This is a genomic window from Cytophagaceae bacterium ABcell3 (genome assembly GCA_030913385.1).
Classification (GTDB): Bacteria; Bacteroidota; Bacteroidia; order Cytophagales; family Cytophagaceae; genus ABcell3.
In genome coordinates this window covers 2,647,528-2,671,940 of record CP133159.1, presented here as the reverse complement: position 1 = coordinate 2,671,940, position 24,413 = coordinate 2,647,528, and the positions used below count along the sequence as shown (strand labels likewise).

General features: G+C 39.4%; 21 protein-coding genes and 1 riboswitch. Of the genes, 12 read left to right on the top strand and 9 right to left on the bottom strand.

What is annotated here, in order from left to right; all coding sequences use genetic code 11:
* Positions 1-4: 4 nt before the first annotated feature.
* The 8 genes from RCC89_10885 to hemG form a co-directional block, all read right to left on the bottom strand.
* A complete protein-coding gene (locus tag RCC89_10885) occupies positions 5-268 on the bottom strand; it encodes a hypothetical protein (GenBank protein ID WMJ73664.1) in 264 nt (87 codons plus the stop codon).
* 112 nt (positions 269-380) lie between these two features.
* A riboswitch (Fluoride riboswitch) is annotated at positions 381-443 on the bottom strand.
* A 42-nt stretch (positions 444-485) separates the two neighbouring features.
* Complete coding sequence (locus RCC89_10880) at positions 486-920, bottom strand: DUF3995 domain-containing protein (protein ID WMJ73663.1); 435 nt, start codon at positions 918-920, stop codon at positions 486-488.
* Position 921: 1 nt separating this feature from the next.
* On the bottom strand, positions 922-2,043 hold the full coding sequence (locus RCC89_10875) for an FAD-dependent monooxygenase (protein ID WMJ73662.1): 1,122 nt from the start codon (positions 2,041-2,043) through the stop codon (positions 922-924).
* Positions 2,044-2,134: 91 nt separating this feature from the next.
* The gene (locus RCC89_10870) at positions 2,135-2,728 is read right to left on the bottom strand and encodes a Crp/Fnr family transcriptional regulator (GenBank protein ID WMJ73661.1); all 594 of its coding nucleotides are present in this window, start codon (positions 2,726-2,728) and stop codon (positions 2,135-2,137) included.
* Positions 2,729-2,765: 37 nt separating this feature from the next.
* Positions 2,766-4,859: a PAS domain-containing protein gene (locus RCC89_10865; GenBank protein ID WMJ73660.1), complete on the bottom strand. Its 2,094-nt coding sequence runs from the start codon at positions 4,857-4,859 to the stop codon at positions 2,766-2,768.
* Positions 4,860-5,041: 182 nt separating this feature from the next.
* Positions 5,042-5,434 carry a PD-(D/E)XK nuclease family transposase gene (locus tag RCC89_10860; protein ID WMJ73659.1) on the bottom strand — a complete coding sequence of 131 codons (393 nt, stop codon included), beginning with the start codon at positions 5,432-5,434 and terminating at the stop codon, positions 5,042-5,044.
* Positions 5,435-5,516: 82 nt separating this feature from the next.
* A complete protein-coding gene (locus RCC89_10855; GenBank protein WMJ73658.1) occupies positions 5,517-6,389 on the bottom strand; it encodes an Rpn family recombination-promoting nuclease/putative transposase in 873 nt (290 codons plus the stop codon).
* Positions 6,390-6,711: 322 nt separating this feature from the next.
* The gene (gene hemG / locus RCC89_10850; protein WMJ73657.1) at positions 6,712-8,031 is read right to left on the bottom strand and encodes a protoporphyrinogen oxidase; all 1,320 of its coding nucleotides are present in this window, start codon (positions 8,029-8,031) and stop codon (positions 6,712-6,714) included.
* Between the two features lie 215 nt (positions 8,032-8,246).
* Between hemG and RCC89_10845 the strand changes: the two genes are divergently transcribed.
* The 3 genes from RCC89_10845 to nadB are packed head-to-tail and all read left to right on the top strand — an operon-like array spanning position 8,247 to position 11,283.
* Positions 8,247-8,798: a cytochrome c gene (locus RCC89_10845; GenBank protein ID WMJ73656.1), complete on the top strand. Its 552-nt coding sequence runs from the start codon at positions 8,247-8,249 to the stop codon at positions 8,796-8,798.
* Entirely contained in the window at positions 8,795-9,727 is a 933-nt protein-coding gene (gene nadA, locus RCC89_10840; GenBank protein ID WMJ73655.1) for a quinolinate synthase NadA, read from the top strand. Before RCC89_10845 ends, nadA begins: the two co-directional genes overlap by 4 nt.
* Before the next feature lie 2 nt (positions 9,728-9,729).
* Complete coding sequence (gene nadB, locus RCC89_10835) at positions 9,730-11,283, top strand: L-aspartate oxidase (protein WMJ73654.1); 1,554 nt, start codon at positions 9,730-9,732, stop codon at positions 11,281-11,283.
* Here the strand turns inward: nadB and RCC89_10830 are convergent.
* On the bottom strand, positions 11,250-11,711 hold the full coding sequence (locus RCC89_10830; protein WMJ73653.1) for a 6-carboxytetrahydropterin synthase: 462 nt from the start codon (positions 11,709-11,711) through the stop codon (positions 11,250-11,252). The genes nadB and RCC89_10830 overlap by 34 nt on opposite strands.
* Positions 11,712-12,087: 376 nt before the next feature.
* Here RCC89_10830 and RCC89_10825 point away from each other — a divergent pair, with 376 nt between their 5' ends.
* From RCC89_10825 to RCC89_10785, 9 genes are all read left to right on the top strand, one after another.
* Positions 12,088-15,384, top strand: coding sequence for a vitamin B12-dependent ribonucleotide reductase (locus tag RCC89_10825; protein WMJ73652.1), 3,297 nt, complete (start codon positions 12,088-12,090; stop codon positions 15,382-15,384).
* 12 nt (positions 15,385-15,396) lie between these two features.
* Entirely contained in the window at positions 15,397-16,365 is a 969-nt protein-coding gene (bioB, locus tag RCC89_10820; protein WMJ73651.1) for a biotin synthase BioB, read from the top strand.
* Between the two features lie 2 nt (positions 16,366-16,367).
* Entirely contained in the window at positions 16,368-17,771 is a 1,404-nt protein-coding gene (locus RCC89_10815; protein WMJ73650.1) for a nitronate monooxygenase, read from the top strand.
* A 143-nt stretch (positions 17,772-17,914) separates the two neighbouring features.
* The gene (locus tag RCC89_10810) at positions 17,915-18,862 is read left to right on the top strand and encodes a radical SAM protein (protein WMJ73649.1); all 948 of its coding nucleotides are present in this window, start codon (positions 17,915-17,917) and stop codon (positions 18,860-18,862) included.
* Positions 18,863-18,889: 27 nt separating this feature from the next.
* The gene (locus RCC89_10805; protein ID WMJ73648.1) at positions 18,890-19,348 is read left to right on the top strand and encodes a hypothetical protein; all 459 of its coding nucleotides are present in this window, start codon (positions 18,890-18,892) and stop codon (positions 19,346-19,348) included.
* A 413-nt stretch (positions 19,349-19,761) separates the two neighbouring features.
* Positions 19,762-20,199: a cytochrome c gene (locus RCC89_10800; protein ID WMJ73647.1), complete on the top strand. Its 438-nt coding sequence runs from the start codon at positions 19,762-19,764 to the stop codon at positions 20,197-20,199.
* Between the two features lie 25 nt (positions 20,200-20,224).
* Positions 20,225-21,622 (top strand): cbb3-type cytochrome c oxidase subunit I, encoded by a 1,398-nt coding sequence (locus RCC89_10795; GenBank protein ID WMJ73646.1) that lies wholly within the window; start codon positions 20,225-20,227, stop codon positions 21,620-21,622.
* A 78-nt stretch (positions 21,623-21,700) separates the two neighbouring features.
* Entirely contained in the window at positions 21,701-22,483 is a 783-nt protein-coding gene (locus RCC89_10790) for a CbbQ/NirQ/NorQ/GpvN family protein (protein WMJ73645.1), read from the top strand.
* On the top strand, positions 22,483-24,261 hold the full coding sequence (locus RCC89_10785; GenBank protein WMJ73644.1) for a VWA domain-containing protein: 1,779 nt from the start codon (positions 22,483-22,485) through the stop codon (positions 24,259-24,261). The genes RCC89_10790 and RCC89_10785 overlap by 1 nt, the downstream gene beginning before the upstream one ends.
* Positions 24,262-24,413: the final 152 nt, after the last annotated feature.

Here is a 24,413-nt window from a genome sequence, read left to right as displayed (position 1 = left end):
AGATTTAGTTATTTAATAATAATGATTGAACACACCAGCAAACGTTTAATATTACATTTCCCAGTGGACTAATTTCCATTTCATTTTCAACCAACTGGTACAGAAAATCAGTCACAGCAATAGAGTTAGCCACAACAAGGCTCTCATAAGAGAAACGATCCAGCAAGGTAGAGCCTACATCATCGGGAATAGGTTCTGCCAATTCAGGCTGACGTAAGTGCTGCTCCCTAAAACAGTCTGATTGAAGCGCACTATTTTGGACATGCATGGTTTGATTTGTAATGCATGAGCTTAATCCCAGAAAAATAGAAAACCAAAGAATTGAAAATTGGCTAATTTTGAAGAAGTACATACTGATAACTTGTAATTGTTTTAAAATTACTAAAGTAGGAGTTATCAGCTTTTGAAGGCGGTTCCAGGCAAACCCCATTGCCTTTTAAATAACATACAAAACAAATAAATTTATTTCATAAATAAAACAATTATCATTTAAAAAGTGCAATTGCCATTGTTAACAATGATATGCCTAAGCACAAAGGAGAGTAATACTTAGTGTCCATCTTCCCAAACGGTGTATTTTTATATTTTTTATAAAAACCTACATAACGAAAGTCCCCCACAGCCCTTAAAAGAAAAATAACTACAATTCCCCAGATACTTTTCCTAAAAATAACATCTAGCCACAAAGGAAACTGTACACCTAGTTCAAAAACACTATTCAGGATTATAAACCCAAAACATAATAAACCAAATGCTACGGCAAATGTAGGCAGAGGCCCAGGCATTATAGCTTTCGTTCGATTGTCTTTAGTTGGCAAAACAGCATCGCTCCCCCACTTTCCACCGACCGCCCAATAAATATGGAGGCTTGCCAAAAACAGAAAAACTAGACACAAAATTACCGCAATTATAATAACCATATCAATCCAGTTTAAAAATCATATCTAATTGTTTCTTATTGGCAGATTTAGGCATCACCTTCATCAGGTTATTCCTCAACCATACCCCCAAGTTATTATCTATATGTGCCAATTTCCCAATTGTCCAACTAGTATTTACCACTGCATGGGCCTTTTTACGTCTAATAAGCTCCAGCCCTTTAAAAGCTGCTTCAAGCCCACCATCAATTAGTTTTCCCAATACATAAGCATCCTCTATGGCTTGGCAAGCGCCTTGTCCCATATTAGGGGTAGTAGCATGGGCTGCATCACCAATTAGGCAAGCATTACCGATATGCCATTTGTCCATGGGTTTTAAATCAAAAATCATATCTTTAAAAATGTGTTCATTGGGCGTTGCTGAAATAAGGGCTAAAATATCCGGATGAAAACCTTTAAAAAGCTCATTCAATGTTAAATGACCATGTTCTATTTTTTCCGCATTGGCCAATGCATACCAGTAATTTTTGCTTTCGCTAATTTTAACAAAGCCGAAACGTCTTCCCTTACCCCAAGCTTCATTAAGTTCATTATGGTATTTTTTTGGCAACTCCATATCACAAACACCTCTCCAACAAATTTGCCCAGCATCTCTCAAGGTAGTTTTCGGGAACAACTGCTTTCTAACAACCGAGTGAATTCCATCAGCACCTATAAGCCAATCACTTTCTACTGTTGATTGATCGTTAAAAGTCAAACGAAAGTTTTGGGCTTGCTCAACTTTAACCAGTCGCTTATTTAGTACTACATGCTCCAGACCGACTGCATCCAATAAAATTTTCTGGAGGTTCCCCCTATGAATTGCAGTATTTTGGACTCCATAGGTTCTTTTGTACTCCAACAGATCAACAACAGAGAGGCTTTTAAGGTGAGCATCGGTAATCTTCATGCATGAAATTTCATTTCCCGCTTGTTCAATGCTACTATGCAACCCCAACTCCTTGAATACTTGCATAGCATTATTGGCCATAATTATACCTGCTCCTACTGGCTTTAATTCACTTGAACCCTCATAAACCCTCACTCGAAAACCTTTCTGCTTAAGAACGAGTGCGGTTGTCAACCCACCAATTCCTGCACCGATTATGTCAATTGATTCTTGCATTTGTTTTTTTTAACAAAAGTACCAATGCAAAAAGTCAAAATCGTTCACTTAAGTTAATTAAAGTTAGTTGTTAGGTAATTTTTGATGTCGCCTAATTAACAGCTATCCGTTTCCTGATTCTACTTAATGATTGAGGGGTAATGCCCAAATAGCTTGCAATATACTTTTGCGGAAATATTTGAAAAACAAGAGGGTTTTCTTGAAGAAGCTTTTGATACCGGCTTTCAGGTGAGTAATACAACAAGTCTTCAACCCTCCTTTTAGCAGCCAGAAAGACCTTTTCGGTCATTCTTTTAGAAAACTCTTGCCAATAAGCACCCGAGCTGAGCAAAGCCTGCCAATCATTGTAATAGATAAAATAAACAGTGGAATCTTCTAGTGCTTGAATATTTAACCGAGAACTATTTCGCATCAAAAAACTTTCATAATCTGTAAAAACAAAGTCTTCCAGTTCATGATTGAAATGAAACAAAAATGTCGTTTCGTCACCATTTTCATTTACATAAAAAGTCCGTAAGGAACCCTTGGACACCAAGCCAATACAATTACAAACCTCATTCTCCTGTAAAACATACTCATGCTTACTTAATTCTTGAGGTTCTAGCCTAGAATATAGATCTCCAAATGCTTCCTTGCCTATTCCTAAGAACTTAATCAGCTTATCGCAAAAAGCTTTATCTTTCATAAAAGATTGTATTTCATTCCTTATTTGAAGCTGTAATTTAAAATTTATCTACTTCATCCAACACAAAATTGTATTTATCTTTAATTACAGCAAACACTTCTTCTAGGTGTTTATAGTCTGTAATATCCCTAAAGTCTACAACTGCTGCAGAAATATTTCCTGATTCATCTTTAACAGGCCGTCCGGTGATACTGATGATTCTCCCTTCTTCATATTCCGGTGCCTTTATTAAAACTTCCACATCATCGCTAGCCTCTCCTTTCAATGCCCTAGCCAATGGAAGGTTTTTCCAGGCAAATTCCTTTCCTGTTTCAGGGTCATAGACGTGATACTTCTTTGTCCATTGGCTTGGTTCAATATCCATTGCCCCTTTGCCTAAGATCTCTTCCGCCCTTTTGTTAAAAAGGATAAACTCTCCCTTGTTGTTAGCAACCACTACCCCTTCCCCAAGGCTAGCCAAAATAGCCTTTAAACGTTTTTCATTCTCAACAATTGCTTGCCTTAGCTTATATCTATTCGTAATATCCTTAAATATAACTACTGCTGCTATTGCTTTATCTTCTTTAATAATCGGCCTTCCCGTTACCAAAAGCCTTCTTGGTTCATCATAGTTAGGGTTTTTAATAACCAGCTCCATATCGTCAACTTTTTCCCCACGAAGACAACGAGCTGCCGGCCTTTGATCCCACGGAATGGGTTCCTCTGTATCTGGGTAGTACACCTGATACTCCCGCAAAACAACCTCCAAAGGCTTCGTAACACCTGCGATTTTCGCTGCCTTGTCATTAAAAAGATCGATATCGCCATTAGGATCTATTAACAATATTCCTTGTCCAGCATTGTCTACAATTGCCTTGAGCTTCTTCTTTTCTTCAATAATTTCCAATTCATACGCTTTTTGTTTTGATATGTCCGTCGATATGCTGCACTCAGCATAGATCTTACCACTTAGATCAATTAATGGAAAACGTACCGTAACGAAAGTATATACTTTCTCCCCTACTTTCACACGTTCTTCCGTACTAGTACTGACACCTTTCAAAATCACTTCTTGATCCTTGTCCGGAAGCTCCAGATCATCTCTTTGGGCATTAACTTCTGCAATACTTTTCCCATATACCTCATCTTTTCTTAAACCATAAACTTTCTGAAACTGATTATTTACCAAAGCAAAGCGATCTTCTTTATCTTTTATGTACATAACTGTCGTACTATTATTGAAAATACTCTTTAAGCGCCGAGCATCCTCTTTCATGGTCCTTTGTGTTTTCCTTTTCTCTTTTTTCAGCCTATGCTTCACTACCGCTTTCCGCCCTAACAAAAACATAGCAATCGAATAAGAAAATAAAGCAGTTAAGGCTGCACCAAATTGTGCAGAAAAAATATTGTTTTTCTCCCCAGCCAAACGGATGTAGCCAAAAATTAAAGGAAGAAACAAGGCCAAAAATCGCCAAAAAATAATTTCTCCAGGACTTTCCCCAATCAATAAAGCCATGGATCCTTTATAAGGTCGACAAAATAAAACAGAGAGAGACATCATTAAGAACAACAAAGTAGCAATAAATGACATAGGAATAAACGAAGCGATCCCATACAAGTACGTCACTCCATATACATAGCCATAAAAACTTAAAAAAGAAATTAATGTAATAGCTATGCAAAAAGGCTCCGCAGGCCTTCGGGATTTATGATAATCAACGAAGTAAATAGCAAAAGAAAGAAGTATAAAGTTAAAGGCGGCATTTGGGGCAATTAAAGTAAGTTCTTGCCTTCTTTCATCATACAGTTGATCATAAAACAGTAACTCCCCGATATGAAAATCAAAATCTGCTAGGGTTTCAATTAAAGCTTCAAATCCAACTATACCTACTAAAACAGCAATACCCTGAGATAAACGTTTTATCCTTTTAGAATACCCCCTTCGCACTATTATAAAAACAGCAAAACTTGAAAGCATAAATAATATACTTTCAACAGGGTTGATCATAGGACTATTGGAAATTAACCTTTTCAACCTATCGATTTCAAGAAACCAACCAACTAAAGTCAAGCCTGATAAAAAAAAGCCTGCTATACTTAAATAGCGAGAAACTACAATTATTGTAGAAATTAATGAAGAAGGAGATCTCATTGTATTACCCAGTTTACACCTGTCTCGGTAACTTTGAAAATGTGATCTTGTTATAAACGGAGATACAAAACTCAAACTTAACCACCTAACATTGTGCATGGTATTATCCAATATTGTTAGGTTCAAGGAGTTTTAGGAGATCATAAAAAAGCTTGTCTTTTGGTCGAAAGGATACAGCCTATTCAGTATTGACTGTTCTTTATCTTAATAATTTGCTCTTTTGTCAGACCTGTATATTTAATAATTTTATCTATACTCTCTTGCTCTTTTAACATTTCCTTAGCTATCTCAAGCGCTCTTTCTTCTCTACCAATTTCTCTGCCTTCTTCTCTACCTTCCTCTTTGGCTGTGTCCAGAGAATTTTTCAGGTCACGGTAATACTTTAGACTGTCCTCGTAAGACTGGACTTGTTCTGGTGTAAACTTTGCAATTTCGGCCGTTTCAAAGAGTTTTTCAAATATATGTTCTCGCAATCTATCTGGCACTCGATCTAGTTTGTTGAGGTTTCTTAATACAAACAGCCATTTGTCAAACCTTGTTTCCAGTTCATCAATGGTCTTGTTGAACTTTGGCATTTCGAGGTCTTCGTTTAATAATTTAGCACACACGTAAAGCTAGCATAACAAAAACAAATTAAATAGATGTCACCAGCTTGAGTCAAACCTGACTATTTTTCAACTTAACAATTTGCTCTTTTGTCAGACCTGTATATTTAATGATTTTATCTATACCCTCTTGCTCTTTTATCATTTCCTTAGCTATTTCAAGCGCTCTTTCTTCTCTACCAATTTCTCTACCTTCTTCTTTAGCTGTGTCCAGAGAATTTTTTAGGTCACGGTAATACTTTAGACTGTCCTCGTAAGACTGGACTTGTTCAGGTGTAAACTTTGCAATTTCAGCTGTTTCAAAGAGTTTTTCAAATATATGTTCTCGCAATCTATCAGGCACTCGATCTAGTTTGTTGAGGTTTCTTAATACAAACAGCCATTTATCAAACCTTGTTTCCAGTTCATCAATGGTCTTGTTGAACTTTGGCATTTCGAGATATATGAAGGTCAGCTTATCATAAAATACTTTCTTGGTCTCTATGTCAGATAGCTTGATATCATAACGATATTTATTAGGCTCATGCTTGTCTTCGTCAAACACAAAATCGAGAATGGCTATTGTATAAACAGCCTTTAATTCATAGTTCCAATCTGCACGTTTTGCCTGCTCACGTATAGGGAAAGTTGAGTAATAGACAGTTCTGTCCTTGAAAAAATTCTGCTTGGTTTTTTGAAGCTCTACGATAAATTTTTCACCTCTCTCATTTTCACAGTAAAGGTCAAAAATAGCTTTTCTGTCCACTTCGTTTGCGCCTAACTGTTCTCCTTTAAGATAGGTCAAGTCTATTATTTCTCCTTGTTCTTCTTTTAAAAGCACATTTAAAAAGTCAAGAAGCAAGTCTTTATTGGGTTCTTCCCCAAACAGACGCTTAAAACCATAATCGGTAAAAGGGTTTATATATTTTTCTGCAAAATCAGCCATTTATTTACTTTTGAAGCAATGAAAAGTATGTTCAGTGGGCAATCCATTTAAATATACTCTTAAAGTTTAACAAAAGTAAATATAAATAAAATGGATTATTATATTAACCCTTAACATTTTAATTGGTAAGGCAAATACAAGAACAGGCCACAGATTTGCTACTTTTTATACTAAAGTCTAGACCAAACCTCCAACTTCATCAAAAAAACATTGCTCTATTAATTCTACCTTCAGCAAATGGTGGCAATACTCCTATAGACTTCACTGTTTAGCTGTTTTATTTAGGTCTTTTGCCATTCAATACGAGTGGCAAAAGACACCCCTACAATTGCTTGGCAAGTACCACAGCTTTTCTCATACAATCAGTAAGCGACGGGCCGCCATGCCAATTGGCACAAACAAACATGTCTTCACCTTCCAACTCTTTAACCAACTGATCTATTTTGTTCATCTCTTTATCATATTGAGGTATAGCTTTTTCCAGTCTAAGCACTTTGCTTACTACAGGACCACCTTTTATTTGGTATGTTTCTTTTATTAAAGCCAATACCTTATCCATTATCTCCTCGTCAGATTCATTAATCACTCTTGGATCTAAAACACCTCCTGCAATACTTGTCATAAGCACTTCATCACTAGAACTTGAAACAGGGTAAACAGATGAGTTCCAAAGTGTTCCAAGCAAGGGCTTGTTTTCTACCTTAGGGTATAAAACCCCATAACCATTGATAGGAACACCAATGTCTGACTTTTTGAAGGTGTGAAAAACTTTAACAATGGCGGGGTAGTTGATTTTATTCAAATCTTCCGCTACCGAAGGATAAGATTCAAAAAGAAATGTACTGGCTGCAAAAGCCGGAAGGGCCAGAACAATTTTATCAGCTGAAACTGTTTGTGAAGTTTCATTTAAAATATATTCGACCTGAAAACGATTATCTCTTTTCTGTATGCCTTTAACCTTTGCATTGTACTTTATATTGTCAAGTTTATCCGCAATAGTTACAGGCAAGCTAGCCATCCCACTTTTAAAGTATAAGGGTACTTTGGCCACCTTTTTCCCTTTTTTACCAGACTTCATTATCCCCTTAATAATAGAGCCATGTTCAGTTTCAAATTTCTTCAAAAAAGGGAAAGTTTTATTTATCAATAAACGATAAGGATCGCCTGCGTAAATACCTGATACAAACGGTGCCACTGCATAATCAACAATCTCTTTATTAAAGCGGCGTTCAAAAAATTCACCTACCGTCTCTTCATTGTTACGGGGCTGTTTTCTATTTAATAGCTCTCCCACCAATGCTGCTTTAGTGCCCCAGCTAAAAAAGTTGCTCTTAAAAAAGCTTTTAGGAGAGTCAGGCATTTGCCGAACCTTTCCATTTTTAAATATATACCTGACTTTTCCTGCGCTTTCAGGATAAACCAGCTCTGCTTTCAAGCCGAGCTCTTCAAGGTAAGCTACCGTCTCCGGATCTGCCAATATAGAACCTGGACCATGCTCTAGTATAGTTTTCTGATGGTAGGATGTTTGAATATAACCTCCAGCCCTATCTCTAGCTTCTAATAAAGTATATGCTTTTCCTTGTTTTTGTAACTCATAAGCCAAAGTAAGCCCAGAAATACCTGCACCAATAATCACTATCATAATAGTACTTTTTTAATAATCCTAAAAATACAGCCAAGTCCCTTAAAAAATAATGACCCAGGTCATAAAAGGGTCTGACATTAAAAGATAAAAAGACATAGCAGTATTTTATTATCAACTTTATTCAACTGATATACAGTAAAATAAAAACACATTGATATATATCATTTTCTACGAAGACAAATCTTCATTACTTGCACAAAAAAAGCACAACCATGAAAACATTAGCAACAGCCACCGGAATTTTAATGCTGATATTTACAGTAAAATTATCAGCTCAAGATTTAGCCAATGGTCAAAAGATTTTTGACACAAGATGTAAATCATGCCATAAAATAGGCGGAGGTGATTTTGTAGGCCCCGACCTGAAAGATGTGCATACTAACAGAAAAGAAGAATGGCTAATCCAATTTATACAATCGCCAGCCAGTTTGATAGAAGCAGGAGACGAGGAAGCAGTGGCATTATATGAAAAGTTCAACAAGGTAATGATGCCAGACCATAAAGACCTAGATGATGAGAGTGTTAAGGATCTCATTGCTTATATAGGCGACAAAAGTGCTCCCGCAAAAGAAGAAACCAAAGAGGCTACAGTAGACAAAGCAGAAGAAAAAGCTGCTGTTGTAGCTCCTCAGAACCAATCTGCCTCACCCCTACAAATCTTTATTTACAGTTTGATAGGCGTAGCTTTTATACTTATTGCAGTAATTATGTATATGCTCATGACGACTATGAGATTAATCAAAGCTAATTCAGGGAAGCAATGAACTGGCAAAAAAAGATAGAAAAGCTTAAGGCTGAAAAGAATGCAGTGATCCTGGCACACTACTACCAGGATCCTGCCATTCAAGATATAGCAGACTTTATCGGCGATAGTTTAGCTTTATCTTATGAATCCGCAAAGTCCAGTGCGGATATTATTGTTTTTGCGGGCGTCGCTTTTATGGCCGAAACCGCTAAAATACTGGCACCAAACAAAAAAGTTTTACTACCAGATCCAGAAGCTGGGTGTTCGTTGGCAGATCATTGCACAGAAGCGGCTTTTAGTAAATTTGTAGCCAACCACCCTGATCACCTGGTAATCACCTATATCAATTGTTCGGCAGATATCAAGGCCATGAGTGACATTATCTGCACGTCTTCCAATGCGCTAGGTATTGTCAATTCGCTCCCTCCTGAACAGAAAATCATATTTGCCCCAGATAAGAACTTGGGTAATTACATTAATATAAAGACGGGCAGGGACATGCTACTTTGGGATGGAAGCTGTTTTATTCACGAAACCTTTTCTGCCAAAAAGATTCTAGAACTCAAAAAGGAGCATCCTGAAGCCAAAATCTTGGCACACCCAGAGTGTGCACACATAGTAATAGAGATAGCAGACCATATCGGGTCTACCAACTCTATAATCAATTATGCTGTACAGGACAAAGAAACTGACACTTACATCATAGTGACTGAGTCAGGCATTCTTCACCAAATGCAAAAACTGATTCCTGACAAAAAATTAATACCCGCACCACCAGAGTTTTACACTTCATGTAATTGCGGAGAATGCCCTTATATGAAAATGAACACCTTAGAAAAGCTTTACAACTGCCTATACATGGAAACGCCAGAAATTTCGCTCAAAGAAGACACCCGTGCAAAAGCAGAGAAAGCTTTGAAAAAGATGTTCGATTTAAGCAATGTATAAAAATGATAAAGACGGATTTTGTAATTGTAGGATCTGGTATCGCAGGTTTATTTCTAGCCCAGAAACTAAGTGAGGACTTTCCTGACAAGGAAGTTATAGTGCTTACAAAAAAAGGGTCACTGGAAACCAATACAAGATATGCCCAAGGGGGCATAGCCTGCGTAACAGACCTTGTTACAGATTCCAGCCAGCATCATATCAAAGATACAATCATTGCAGGAGATGGGCTTTGTGACCCCGAAATTGTGCGCATGGTCGTTGAAACTGCTCCCTTACGTATAAAGGAGTTAATAAATGAAGGGATAGAATTTGACAGAACAGACCAGGGTTTTCTACATTTGGCTAAAGAAGGGGGACACTCAGCCCATCGAGTCCTGCACCACAAGGATGCTACAGGGTTTGAAATTCAGAAAAAGCTAATCCGACAAACAGGAAAGTCAAAAAACATCAAGGTGTTTACCTTTAGCTTTGCTTTAGATCTGATCATCAACGAACAAAATGAATGTTCTGGTCTTTGGGCTGTTGATACTGCAACCGGTAAAATGCAAACTATTACGGCAAGTAAAACCATTCTTGCTACTGGCGGAACAGGCCAAGTGTTCCGTTACACCACCAATCCTGCCATTGCTACTGGCGATGGTATAGCCATGGCCATAAGGGCGGGAGCCGAAACTAAAGACATGGAGTTCATACAGTTTCATCCAACTGCACTATATGAAGAAAACAGGAATCCTCTTTTCCTAATATCAGAAGCAGTGAGAGGTATGGGCGCTATTTTAAGAAATGAATCAAGGGAAGACTTCATGCCCAAATATGATACAAGGGGAAGCCTTGCGCCACGCGATATTGTTTCTAGGGCCATTGACAATGAGATCAACAACAGCACACTTCGTCATGTTTGGCTAGACTGCAGAAAAATAGACAAAGACTTATTTATAGAGCATTTCCCGAACATTACCAATGCCTGCCTATCAAAAAGTATCGATCCTTCTGTCGACCTCATACCTGTAGTCCCGGCAGCACATTACATGTGCGGAGGTATCAAAACTGATATTCACGGTCAAACAAGCATCAAAAACTTATATGCTTGCGGAGAATCCGCTTGCACAGGCCTACATGGCGCTAACAGACTGGCGTCCAACTCACTTTTAGAAGCCTTGGTATTCGCTCACAACATTTGTGAACATTTTAAGACAGAGGGTACCCTTACCATGAGCAAATTGCCTACAAAATTAAAACCTATACCGCCTTTTGTAGATGAAGAAACCTCTGTTTACATAGAACAGATTAAAGATATTATGACCTTCTCTGCATCTATTCTCAGGTCCTCCAAAAAAATGGAACATGCAGCAATGGTACTAAGCAACATAAAAAGCCGTATAGAGGAAAACCTAAAAAACATAACCTCCCTACCATTATGTGAAGCTTACAATATGGCCACCATATCTGAAACAATTATAAAATCTGCTTTGGACAGGAAAGAAAATGCAGGCGCACACTTCAACATCGATTTGACAGCTACTCAAAAATTGTCTTCTATAAGCCATTCGGCATAAGAGGTTTCCGTCTCATACAACTTTAACGACTTCAGCACTACCTCCTCAGGCAAATGCTCCTGAACCACCTTAGCAATATAGCCTATCAAGTTTTCACATGTCGGCTGAAAAGGAAACAAGTTCACTTTCACCCCCAAAGATTCAATAGCCTCCAAGTGTTTTTTCGGCATGGCTTCGTTCAAAACAAGCGCATGATCCAGCAAGTCTATCACATGTCGCTGAACAATTGTTTTGAGAAGTTTAAAATCAACGAGCATACCGTCATTAGGCTGCGCAGGTAGTTGTGCGGCCTTACCCCCTACAGTTACGTAAAGTTTATAAGAATGTCCGTGAATATTTCTACATGCACCCTCATAATTAAAAAGACAGTGGGCAGTTTGAAATTCAAAGATTTTAGTTAGGCGAATAAAACTATGCTTTGTACTCATCTTGAATAGGTAAATTGTTACCGGCTACTGTTCTTCAGGCATTATATTATAATGTGATAATAGAGTATCCTTTAGGCAAACCTGAGCCCGGCAGTAATCAGCACCTGCCGGGCAACCAGATTTTTTAACAGAACCGATAAAGCTTACTAGAAGTAGCTACCTGTGTGGCAGTGGTCAGAAAAGGCAACCGACTTCTGAGATCAGCTTTATATTTAGCAAATGTACTGTCCCTTTCCCCCGCCGACAATGAGATAGATCATTTTAATGTCGAAAACAATAAGATACCTTTGTTTATATGGGCAGAGAAAAGGATAAAAAACTCCTTTAATCCTAATTTAAAACCAAAATATGGTAAAAATTTACTAAGGTTTTTTTTATGACAAAAACAGCAAACAACCACAAAAACAAGTCTAAAGGAATCCGAATCAAAAGATTTTTTACCCAACCGGGAAAAAATGTATACGATTCCTTTTCGTATGAAAATCGAAAATCATCCATAAGGAACCCTACTGGTGAACTTGTATTCGAAATGCAGAATATTGAAGTCCCTAAAGGGTGGTCGCAAGTTGCCACAGACATTCTTGCCCAAAAGTACTTTAGGAAAACGGGTGTTACCGAGAAACATGGAGGCAAGGGCGGTGCCGAGCATTCTGCAAAACAAGTGGTCCACCGTATGGCAAATTGCTGGAGGGCTTGGGGAGAGAAATACGGCTATTTTAACAGCAAAGCGGACGCTGATGCTTTTTATGAAGAAATTGCCTATTCGCTGCTAAACCAAATGGCCGCTCCAAACTCACCGCAATGGTTCAATACAGGATTACACAGCTCCTATGGTATAAAAGGCGCATCACAAGGCCACTACTATACAGATCCTGAAACCGAAACTTTAAAAACATCAGGATCGGCTTATGAAAGACCTCAGACCCACGCATGCTTTATCCTTTCTGTAGAAGATGACTTAGTGAATGAAGGTGGGATAATGGATTTAATGGTCAAAGAAGCCAGAATATTCAAATATGGGTCTGGTGCCGGCACAAATTATTCACGCATTCGCTCAGTCAATGAAAAACTTTCTGGTGGCGGATACTCCTCTGGACTGATGTCATTTCTGAAAGTTTCTGACAGAGCCGCCGGCGCAATTAAATCTGGGGGGACTACAAGAAGAGCTGCCAAAATGGTATGCATTGACCTAGATCATCCTGAAGTATCGGATTTAATAAACTGGAAACCTGAGGAAGAAAAGAAAGTCGCGGCGCTGGTAGCAGCAGGATATTCGGCAGACTATGAAGGAGAAGCTTATCAAACTGTTTCAGGTCAAAATGCAAATATATCGGTAAGAATTCCCGACAGCTTTTTTAGAGCGCTCCACAATTCAGAAGACTGGGAATTAAAATCAAGAAGCACCGGAGAATGTACTGATAAGATTAAAGCATCTGAACTATGGAGCCAAATAGCTTCTGCTGCCTGGAAGTGTGGAGATCCCGGCGTTCAGTTTGACACAACAATAAATCAATGGCATACCTGTCCAGAAGGTGGCCCAATTAAGGCTTCCAACCCCTGCTCAGAATACATGTTTCTGGACAATACCGGATGCAACTTAGCCTCTATAAACCTAAGAAAGTTTTGGAACGAAACCACCAATGAGTTTCAGGTAGAAAATTTCCAGCACGTATGTAAGCTCTGGACTATCGTACTTGAAATTACCACATTGATGGCACAATATCCAACAAAAGAAATTGCCCAGCTATCTTACGAATACCGTCCTGTGGGTCTAGGGTTTGCCAATTTAGGTGGTCTGCTGATGTCGGCAGGCATTCCATATGACAGCGACCAGGGCAGAGCTGTGGCAGGAGCTATAACTTCAATTATGACTGGGTCGGCTTACAAGACTTCTGCTGAAATTGCATCCGTTCTTGGGCCATTTAAGCGGTATGAGGAAAATAAAAAACATATGCTCAGGGTGCTCCGAAACCATCGGGCTGCTTCTTATGCAAGTAAGACCTTTGAGGGGCTAAGCATTACCCCCATGGCAATTGACAACAATTATTGCCCAGATTATCTTCTTAAAGCCAGCCGTCAGGTGTGGGACGAAGCATTAGAAAGTGGTCAGGAGTATGGATTCAGAAATGCCCAAGCTACTGTACTGGCACCTACCGGAACTATTGGGTTACTTATGGACTGCGACACAACAGGAATTGAGCCGGACTTTGCATTGGTCAAGTTCAAAAAACTTTCTGGAGGTGGCTATTTTAAAATCATAAATTCAGCAGTACCTGCTGCGCTTAAGTCTTTAGGGTATAGCAAAGCCGAAGCAGACGCCATTATAACATATGCAACTGGTTCTGCAAGCTTCACAAAAGCTCCCCATATTAACAAAGAAACCTTGCTTCAAAAAGGATTTACCCTTGAAGAGATAAGCACATTAGAAGCATCGTTAAAATCAGCGTTTCACCTAAACTTCGTCTTTACAAGTAGTATGTTGGGAGCGTCGTGCATGGACCGGCTAGGTTTCGACAAAGCTATTTACCAAAAGCCAGATTTTAACTTACTGCAAGCACTTGGCTTTACCAACAAGCAAATAGAAGAGGCAAATAACTTTATCTGTGGTACCATGACATTAGAGGGTGCGCCATATTTAAAGAAAGAACACCTTCCTGTATTTGACTGCGCAAATAAATGCGGTAACAAAGGCACCCGCTTTTTACAACCCAAAGCACATATAAAAATGATGGCGGCTGCCCAAGCATTCATTACTGGGGCAATCTCTAAAACCATCAACTTCCCTAACGAAGCAACTGAAGACGAAATTAAAGAAAACCTAGAGCTCTGTTGGAAGCTTGGCTTAAAAGCCTGTACAGTTTACCGCGATGGCAGCAAAATGTCTCAACCGCTTTCAACCTCATCGGACAAGAAAGAAGACTCCGCAAAGGAGGAAGCAAAAACAGAGGAAAAGCAGACATTGGAGCCGCTCTTAGTAGATAACCTCACGCCGGAAATTGTTTTAGAAGCTGCGCACAAAATTTTATCTGAGTCAGACGACACCAAATTTAAACAGCAGTTGTCTAGGGTCATGGTAAGAAAAACCCTTCCAGACAAAAGGGGCGGATTCACCCAAAAAGCAAAAATAGGTGGGCATGCGGTATTTATCCGAACAGGAGAATATGAAGATGGCACCTTAGGGGAAATCTTTATTGATATGTACAAAGAGGGCGCATCGTATCGGTCACTGCTAAACTGTTTTGCCATTGCTGTTTCTGTAGGTCTTCAATATGGAGTTCCGCTGGAAGAGTATGTGGACAAATTCACCTTTACCCGCTTTGAGCCATCTGGCTCTGTAGAAGGGCAGCCTTATATCAAGTTTGCTACCTCCTTACCAGATTTCATATTTAGGATGCTAGCTTGGGAGTACCTAGACCGTAAGGATTTATTACATATAGAACCTGACAAAGCACCCTCAAACAACGGTGCAACGGCAAAGGCAAAGCTTTCACCGCAGGTGTTAAAGCCGGCAAATATACCAGAAAAAGCAGAAACGGCAGCAGACCAGACACAGGAATACCTTAGTTCTATGATGGGTGATGCACCCATATGTGACGTATGCGGACATATTACTATCAGAAACGGCACATGCTATAAGTGCTTAAACTGTGGAAACAGTCTTGGGTGCAGTTAACCAAATACTATTATGACAAGAACTAACTGGAAAATTTCTGAAATAGAAAAAATATACCATAAGCCCCTAATGGAATTAATGAGCGAGGCTGTGAGTGTGCACAAGCAGCATTTTAAGCCGGGAGAAATTCTGGTTTGCTCATTAATCTCCATTAAAACCGGCGGATGCAGTGAAGACTGTTCATATTGCTCCCAATCAGCAAAATACGACACTTCACTAAAACCACACAAACTGTTGGATACAGAAGAAGTGGTCAATGCGGCTGCCGAGGCGAAAACAAAAGGGGCGAACAGGTTTTGTATGGGCGCCGCCTGGAGAGAATTGCGTGACAATCGCGATCTCGAAAAAATCACAACTATGGTAGAAGCCATAGCCGGTATGGGCATGGAAGTATGCTGTTCTCTTGGAATGGTCTCAAAGGAATTAGCTATAAAGCTAAAAAAAGCAGGTTTGACAGCATACAACCACAACCTAGACACAAGCGCCGAATATTATGAAAATGTAGTGTCGACCCGTAACTATATGGACAGGTTGGAAACGCTAAAAAATATTCGGGAAGCAGGTATAAATATTTGCTCTGGCGGGATCCTTGGCTTAGGAGAAAGTAATGAAGACAGGATATCTATGATCCATACTTTTGCCACCATGCCTATTCACCCAGAGTCTGTACCGGTCAACATACTGGTACCCATAAAAGGAACACCACTCGAGAATGTAGAAAAAATAACGATTTGGGAAACCCTGCGGGTCATTGCCACCATGCGGATGGTCATGCCCGCTTCAAGAATCAGATTGGCCGCAGGAAGATCGTCGCTGTCGGAATCTGAGCAAGCTCTTTGTTTTATGGCCGGAGCCAATTCAATTTTTTCCGGAGAAAAACTTTTAACAACACCAAATACCAAATTAACAAAAGATCAGGAATTATTTAAAAACCTTGGATTTCAAAATGCAAAACCTGAAACCACGGAAGAACAAATCTGAATATGAAAAAGCTACAAAAAATAAAACTCTCAGGCGTCGAAGTCTATCCGATTATAGAAGGTGGGAAAGGAATAGGAGTCAGCAACGGGCAAACCGCAGGGGCTTTTGCCGCCGCTGATGCCGTAGGAACATTGTCTGGCGTGATGCCTCCCGCAAGAGACGAAGAAGGAAACAATTACCACCTCGAATTTTCTGGAAAAACCCGTAAAGACCGCAGCGCAGAAATTATACAGCACTCCATCAACGGAAGTGTAAGAGAAATCAAGACTGCATATAAAGTCTCTGGCGGAAAAGGTCGGATCCATATGAACATCCTGTGGGGAATAGCAGGTGCAGAAACCATCATACACGAGGTGCTAAAACAGACCAAAGGCATGATCCACGGAATCACCTGTGGTGCTGGCATGCCATATCGTTTGGCTGAAATTGCCGCTAAATACAATGTATACTACTACCCTATCGTTTCCTCCGACCGGGCTTTTACTGCCTTATGGAACCGTTCATATAAAAATGTGCCAGACCTTCTTGGTGGAGTGGTTTACGAAGACCCATGGAAAGCAGGTGGACACAATGGTTTGACCAATAAAGAAAACCCTGCACAACCTGAACCGCCTATAAACCGCATTATCAGTTTGAGAAAAGCGATGAACAAACTGGGTAGAGAACACGTCCCTATTATTATGGCTGGAGGAGTTTGGGACTTAAAACCTTTTGAGGATTGGATAGACAACCCTGAAATTGCACCAATAGCTTTTCAGTTAGGAACCAGACCTTTGCTGACAAAGGAAAGTCCCATTTCGGAACAGTGGAAAGAAAAACTTCTTTCATTGCAAAAAGGTGATGTCGTACTGAACAAGTATAGCTCAACAGGATTTTACTCTTCGGCCGTAAAAAATCAATTTATGACCGAGCTACAGGAAAGAGCTTCAAGGCAAATAGAATATAAAGAACAAGCAGAGGAGGGCTTTGTTGTTCCTTTCTTCTATTCTAAACATAAGCCACAGGTTTATATCCGTGACAAAGATTATCTGAAAACACAAAGCTGGGAAGCTTCTGGCTACAACAAAAAGTTAATAACCCCTGATGAAACTTTACTTTTTGTTACCCAAGAAAAAGCTTCCGAAATACAGAAAGACCAGACCAATTGTAAAGGCTGTCTGGCAGCATGTAAATTCAGCAGCTGGTCAGCAAACCCTGAAACGAATTACTCAACCGGGCGTAGGGCTGACCCAAGGAGCTTTTGTATATTCAAAACACTAGAAAACTTGATTTGCGGACATGATATAGAACAAGAGTTGTTATTCTCAGGACATAACAGCTACAATTTTGCTCATGACCCTCTATATAAAGATGGAAATGTACCCACTGTCAAAGAACTTATAGATACTTTCATTTCAGGTAACTGATGTATGACTTAATGTTTTTCAGAACAAGGGTCAGGTATTTTATGGCATTTTTGCCATACCTTACCTGTCGAAGGCTTATGCTCTTAACCATAAGCCTTTTTTCTTTTCTGACACGTCGAAAAACTTCAGCAAAAATACCACCTGTGCTTATCCTAATCCTTACCTATAAGTGCAATTACGCTTGTATTATGTGCCGAAAAAGCTCGCTGGATGACAATGAGTACAAAAGACCTGGTGAAATGGACTATAAAAAACTAGAAGAAACATTAAGGAAATACAGAAAGGATTTATGTTTGGTACAACTGTTTGGAGGAGAACCCATACATTATAAGCAGTTTTTAAAGACAATAAAACTCCTTCAAGAGCTCAAAATCCCCTATTGTATTTGTACCAATGGATACTTGTTAAGCCAAGAAATTTCTCATGAGTTACTCAAAGGCTGCCTGTGGGTTAGCTTTTCTTTGGATGCGGCAGACCCAAACTTGTACAAAAAAATAAGAGTTGGCGGAAACTTACAAACTGTAAGCAGTAACATCATGTTCCTCAACCAACTCAAAGAGCGAAAAAAGCAGCATACTCCAATCCTCAATGCAAACACAACTGTATTCTCATATAATATCCATGACGTTCCCAACTTACTATATTTCTGTAAACGACATGGCATATCCTCACTGTCTGTAGGTGGAGGTCGCTTATACAACTCACCCAAAGTAAAAGAAGAGCATCTAATTAAAAACAATAAGGATAAAGCGGTCCATTATATCGCAAAAGCGAAAGAAACAGCTAAATCACTAGGTATTGTCTTAAGGGTACGCTTGAGAAGTATTCAAAACACTACCCCTAAACCCCTAGAAACCAAACCAAAACACCAGACTTCTTTTCTGAGAAAATTTGGACTCTATTTTGAAACCACCTTACAACCGGACTTTAATGTCGTGGCCGCTAGTGAAAATTACAAAACCATGGGAAACATGTCTACAGAAAGCTTAGAAAGTATTTGGAATGGAGCGAAAGGTAAGTATAGTAATATAAGAAGCCGTATACCTGTCCAGGAAGAAAACACCAAACACCTGTATTACAAGCAACGTTAGCTTATAACTAAATAACAAAATTTAAATATGAATCCAATTTTTAAAAAACTCAATTACAAAGAGCAAAGCAAAGTATTTATAATAAATGCCCCTGAGTCCTTTGAAGAAAACATAAAATCCATTTCCGAAAAAGCTGAAGTCCACCGAAAGGCAGCCAAAAACATTGAATTCGCCATAGGGTTTGCCACAAAACAAAACGAGCCTAATAACATCATTAAGGAAGTAGCTCCACAACTAAAAGGTGATACTATCTTTTGGGTATGCTACCCTAAAGCATCTTCAAAAAAATATAAATGTGAGTTTAACCGAGACTCAGGCTGGCAATCAATGGGGGAATATGACTTGGAAGCTGTTAGGCAAGTTGTCATTAATGAAGACTGGAGCGCATTGCGTTTTAGAAAGGTAGAATTTATAAAAAACCTCACACGAAGTGATAAAATGACCCTTTCTAAAAAAAGTAAAGAGAAGAAACACCAAGGTACTTAAGATAAAAAAACACCCAAACGAGCTATGGTATCATCTTCCGAATCTTGGCAACATCACCCTCATAATAAATTCTTCCATAAGTACAATATTTAAAAAAAATCACCTACATAAGATTTACATCATTTTTTAAGGTATTTTTTTCACCTTCACCAAACCTCCTTTTCCCTAAAAAATATAAACATCCTACCACCCTCCTTTTTTTTCATTATTTTTTTAAAGAAAAACACACCAATAATCTGATTATCAATACAAGTCACCCTGTACATATAACACTATAAATCAGAAATAAAAAAGATAAAAAGGTATTTTTTTCTTTTTATTATGACAAATATCATCATTGTAAAATGATTTAGATCATTAGTTTATAGACTTTCTTTCCCGACTTTTATATCAGAAAACAAACAAGAAAACCCATGTTATCGAAAAACCAAGCACGAATTTTCTTCTTGTCGGGAACAATCCTGTTTTCGGCAATATTCCTTGCTCTGTCCTATGACTCCATCATGTCGGAGGTTCCAAAGCTGACCAAGGAAGAAAACATGAACGAAGCCGTAATCAGAGGCAAGCACATCTTTGATGAGAACAATTGTATGGGTTGCCATACCATTCTTGGGGAAGGCGCTTACTATGCTCCGGAATTGACCAAAGTTTATGACAGGCGCGGGCCGGTCTGGATCAAAGTCTTTATGAAAGACCCTCAAGCCATGTACCCTGGTCAGAGAAAAATGATTCAATACGACTTTACTGATGAAGAAATCGAAGACCTTACAGAATTCTTCAAATGGATTGGCGAAATGGATCTGCAAGGCTTCCCTCCTAAACCGAAGTACAATCAGGTAAGCTCTAACTAAACCACAGACTTAAACTTCAGACGTTATGAAATACAAATCGCAAAAAGTCGCCTACTGGTTCTTTGTATCCTGTATGGCATTATTAGCACTGCAAATCATTTATGGCTTTATCATGGGATTTGCCCGTATTGGTTACGATGTCCTCCACGATTGGGTACCGTTCAATGCAGCGAGGGCAACACACACCAACTTACTAGTCGTATGGTTACTGACTGGCTTTATGGGGGCCGCCCATTACATTATCCCTGAAGAATCTCAAAGAGAAATATGGTCGGTAAAGCTGGCTTATGTACAACTTATATCACTTCTTGTGGTTGGTGTCATTGCTATTGGGGGTTTCCACTTCAACTGGTGGGAAGGTCGTAAATTCTTAGAAATACCTCGTCCGCTTGACTATCTGGTAGTGGTCAATGTGTTGGCATTCCTGTTCAATATATTGATGACCGTCTGGAAAGGAAACAGGTTTACCACCACAAGTATCGTACTTACTATGGGTCTTTTATTTGCAGCCCTTCTTTACCTGCCGGGCATGATCTGGTTCGACAACCAAACAGTAGACTCTTTCTTCAGATGGTATGTTGTTCACCTTTGGGTGGAAGGTGTATGGGAGCTTATTATGGGTGGTATCCTTGCTTACCTTCTTATCAAAATTACCGGGGTGGACAGAGAAGTTATTGAAAAATGGCTTTATGTAATTGTAGGCCTTACTTTCCTTTCTGGCATTTTAGGTACAGGTCACCACTACTATTATATAGGTACTCCGAGTTACTGGTTATGGATTGGGGGTATATTCGGTTTTCTTGAGATATTTGCTTTTCTGGGCATGGCCGTCTTCGCAGTGGTTATGTACAGCAAAAGTGGCAGAAACCATCCAAACAAGCTAGCACTATTCTGGACACTAGGTTGTGCTATTACCTCTTTCATCGGCGCTGGTCTTCTTGGTGCAGCACATACCCTGCCTCAGGTAAACATGTACACGCACGGTACGCTAGTAACTGCCATGCACGGACACCTTGCCTTCTGGGGAGCTTATGCAATGCTGGTTCTTGCCATTATTGCTTATGCTATGCCTCTAATGACAGGAAGAAAGATTTACTACAACAAAATAGGAATTTTTGCTTTTTGGCTATCTAATATCGGCATGTTTGGCATGACTGCCGCACTTGCAGTAGCTGGTGTGGCTCAAGTTTACCTTGAAAGAATAATGGGTATGGATTTCCTTGTAGTTCAGAAAGAAGTGGAAATTCACTTTGTAGTAATGCTTATATGTGCAGCCATATTTACAACAGGTATCACTTTATATATCATTAACTTCTTCAAATATGGAAAGCCTAACGAAGAAGCATTGGAAGGTCCAGACCCTATAGAGTCTGACACCCCAAAAAAGTCCTTCAACTCTGACGTTGAAGTTGCTACAGTTTAAGTCTGTACAGGGCATTACCAGGTAATGCCCTGTTACTTACCTTTCACAAAACACCACACACCTAAAGAAACAACCGAAATGAAAATCACACAGAGACCATATTATAAGCAGACAGGCAAAGAATCGGAAGTATTTAGACATGCCTTTACGAATAAACTACCGGTACTTATAAAAGGCCCAACAGGCTCTGGCAAATCCAGATTCATTGAACATATGGCCTGGGAGCTGGAACAAGAACTGTTCACCATTGCTTGTCACGAAGAAACATCAGCCACTGACCTTATAGGCAGATATATTATAAAAGGTGCGGAAACCGTATGGATTGACGGCCCGTTAACCAAAGCAGTAAAAAATGGTGCCATTATTTACCTCGATGAAATTGCAGAAGCCAGACCTGATGTAATTGTTGCCATCCACTCCCTCACGGACCACAGAAGGAGCTTGTTTATTGACAAACTTGGAGAAGAGATACAAGCATCGGAAAAATTCATGCTAGTAGCATCATACAACCCGGGCTACCAAAAAGGCATGAAAGAACTAAAACCTAGCACACGCCAGCGGTTTATAGCCATGCATTTTAACTATCCAGACCCTATTACGGAGGCTGAAATTATCCAAAGAGAAACACAAGTTTCTGAAGAAACAGCTAAAAAACTGGTAAAAGTAGGTGCTAAAATCAGAAACTTGACTGAGCTCGGTTTAATGGAAACAGTATCAACCAGACTCCTTGTAGATGCTGCCAAACTAATGAATTCAGGCCTTCCGCCACGGTTGTCGGCAGATGTATCTATCGTACAACCTTTAACGGATGACGACACTACCGGAACTGCTTTAAGAGACATCATATCCCTTTCGTTCTAATGGAATTTGATCAGGTAATATTCAAAAAAATATATGATGTTTACAAAAGCATCAGATATAAAAAGGATCCTGCTGAAGAGGCACGTACTGTATTGCTTGAGCCTCTAAAACCTAGGCTTACCTTACTGGCACGTGCCTTGACAGGAGTTCCTGTAAACATTTATTCTGCCGAAAGAGAAGGCGGCTGGAAAAATGACATCATGCTTCTGCCCGTGAGCTACAACAGATGCGAAACCATTGAGCAAAACACGGATTTCTATATTTTCAGGACTTTTTACCTTGCCAAACAAAGGGAGATCGGATTAAACTGGCAAAAACCTGGGGAATATACTCCTGAAGAATCAAGAAAAAAAGCGCTAGAATCTTCTCCAATGGTACTGGAGGCTTTGTTTGACGATTTTCCAAACCTTGTCCCAATACATAAAGTTATACAAAAAGCTGAAGACGTATACGCTCAAAGCAAAGAAGAGCCTGTTGACTATTCATTCCTTTATGGACGATGGATGTATGCAGAACCACCTACTGTTGTAGAAAAAAATTATATCCCAGATGAACTAAAAAAACCTGAACCGCAGGACGAGGAATCAAAAAAACCGCTCACTGAAATTAAAGCAAAACCTTCAGATGACGTCAAAACAATAGAGGTAGACAGAGAAAAAATGGACGACTACTGCCTCACCCATAACTTTGAGAAAGTTGAAACTGCCGACGAGTTTGATGGTGTATGGCGACAAATGGACGGTGATGATTCTTTGCAAGAAGACCAGGAAGCCCTGAACGAGCTAAACCTAAAGTTTACGGTTAGGGTAGACGATCCTGCGCATTCGGTTTATCAGGCAGAGTTTTCTTCGCATGGGGTGATGAACGAAACGGTAACGATCCACCCAGAAGACATTGTCTATAGTTATGATGAATGGAATTTCTCAAAAAGGAGCTATAGAAAAGATTATTGTCAGGTGTATTACAACTACCACTCTGAGTCATCTCCGGACTATTACAACGGCACATTAATGAAAAGTCGCAACCTCATTGAGCAAATGGTAAGGTTGCTTAACAAAATAAACAACGAGTATGAGGCGGTAAAAAACCGGAAAGATGGAGAAGATGTAGATTTTGATGCAGTAGCAGACAATTACTCCGAACTGACCGGCAGGCGTTCTCCTTCTGAAAACTTATATATTTCAAAGAGCAAAAAGAACAAGGATGTATCTGTGTTGCTTTTATTGGACACAAGTCTTTCCAGCGATTCCTATACTGGCGATAGAAGGATTTTGGATATAGCCAAAGAGTCTGCCATTGTTTTGGGAGAGTCTTTTGAGCGGCTAGGTATCGAGTTCCAAATAGACAGCTTCAGCTCAAGAACGCATAACCACTGTACCTACAAAACGGTTAAGGACTTCAAACAACCGTGGAATGTAGGAAAAACAAAAGTAGCTTCATTAGAACCAGAAGGCTATACTCGTATTGGCCCGGCGTTAAGACATGCAGGAGCTCTTATGAAAAAAGCTTCCGGCACTAAAAAATGGATCATCCTTTTTAGTGATGGAAAGCCTAATGACTATGATAAATATGAAGGACAGTATGGGATTGAAGATGTAAAAAAATCTCTTCAAGAACTAAACAATGATAAAATATATACTTCGGCATTGGCCATCGAAACTCAAGCCAGATATTATCTGCCTTTAATGTTTGGGCACCAGTGCTATGATATTTTGCCATCACCCAACTGTTTACCAATATCTATGGCAAAGTTCTACAAGAAGTTAATCAATGTGTAATCTACAGTTCATGTATAATCGGCCGGTGTGGAAATTTTTCATGCCGGCTTTTTTTATTAATCAAAAAACACGTCCATACAAGAAGAAATTACAGCAATTGACAAAGAATTAGAACAACTGATTTTTCTGTGTTGCAATTTGCTCCCTCTCTG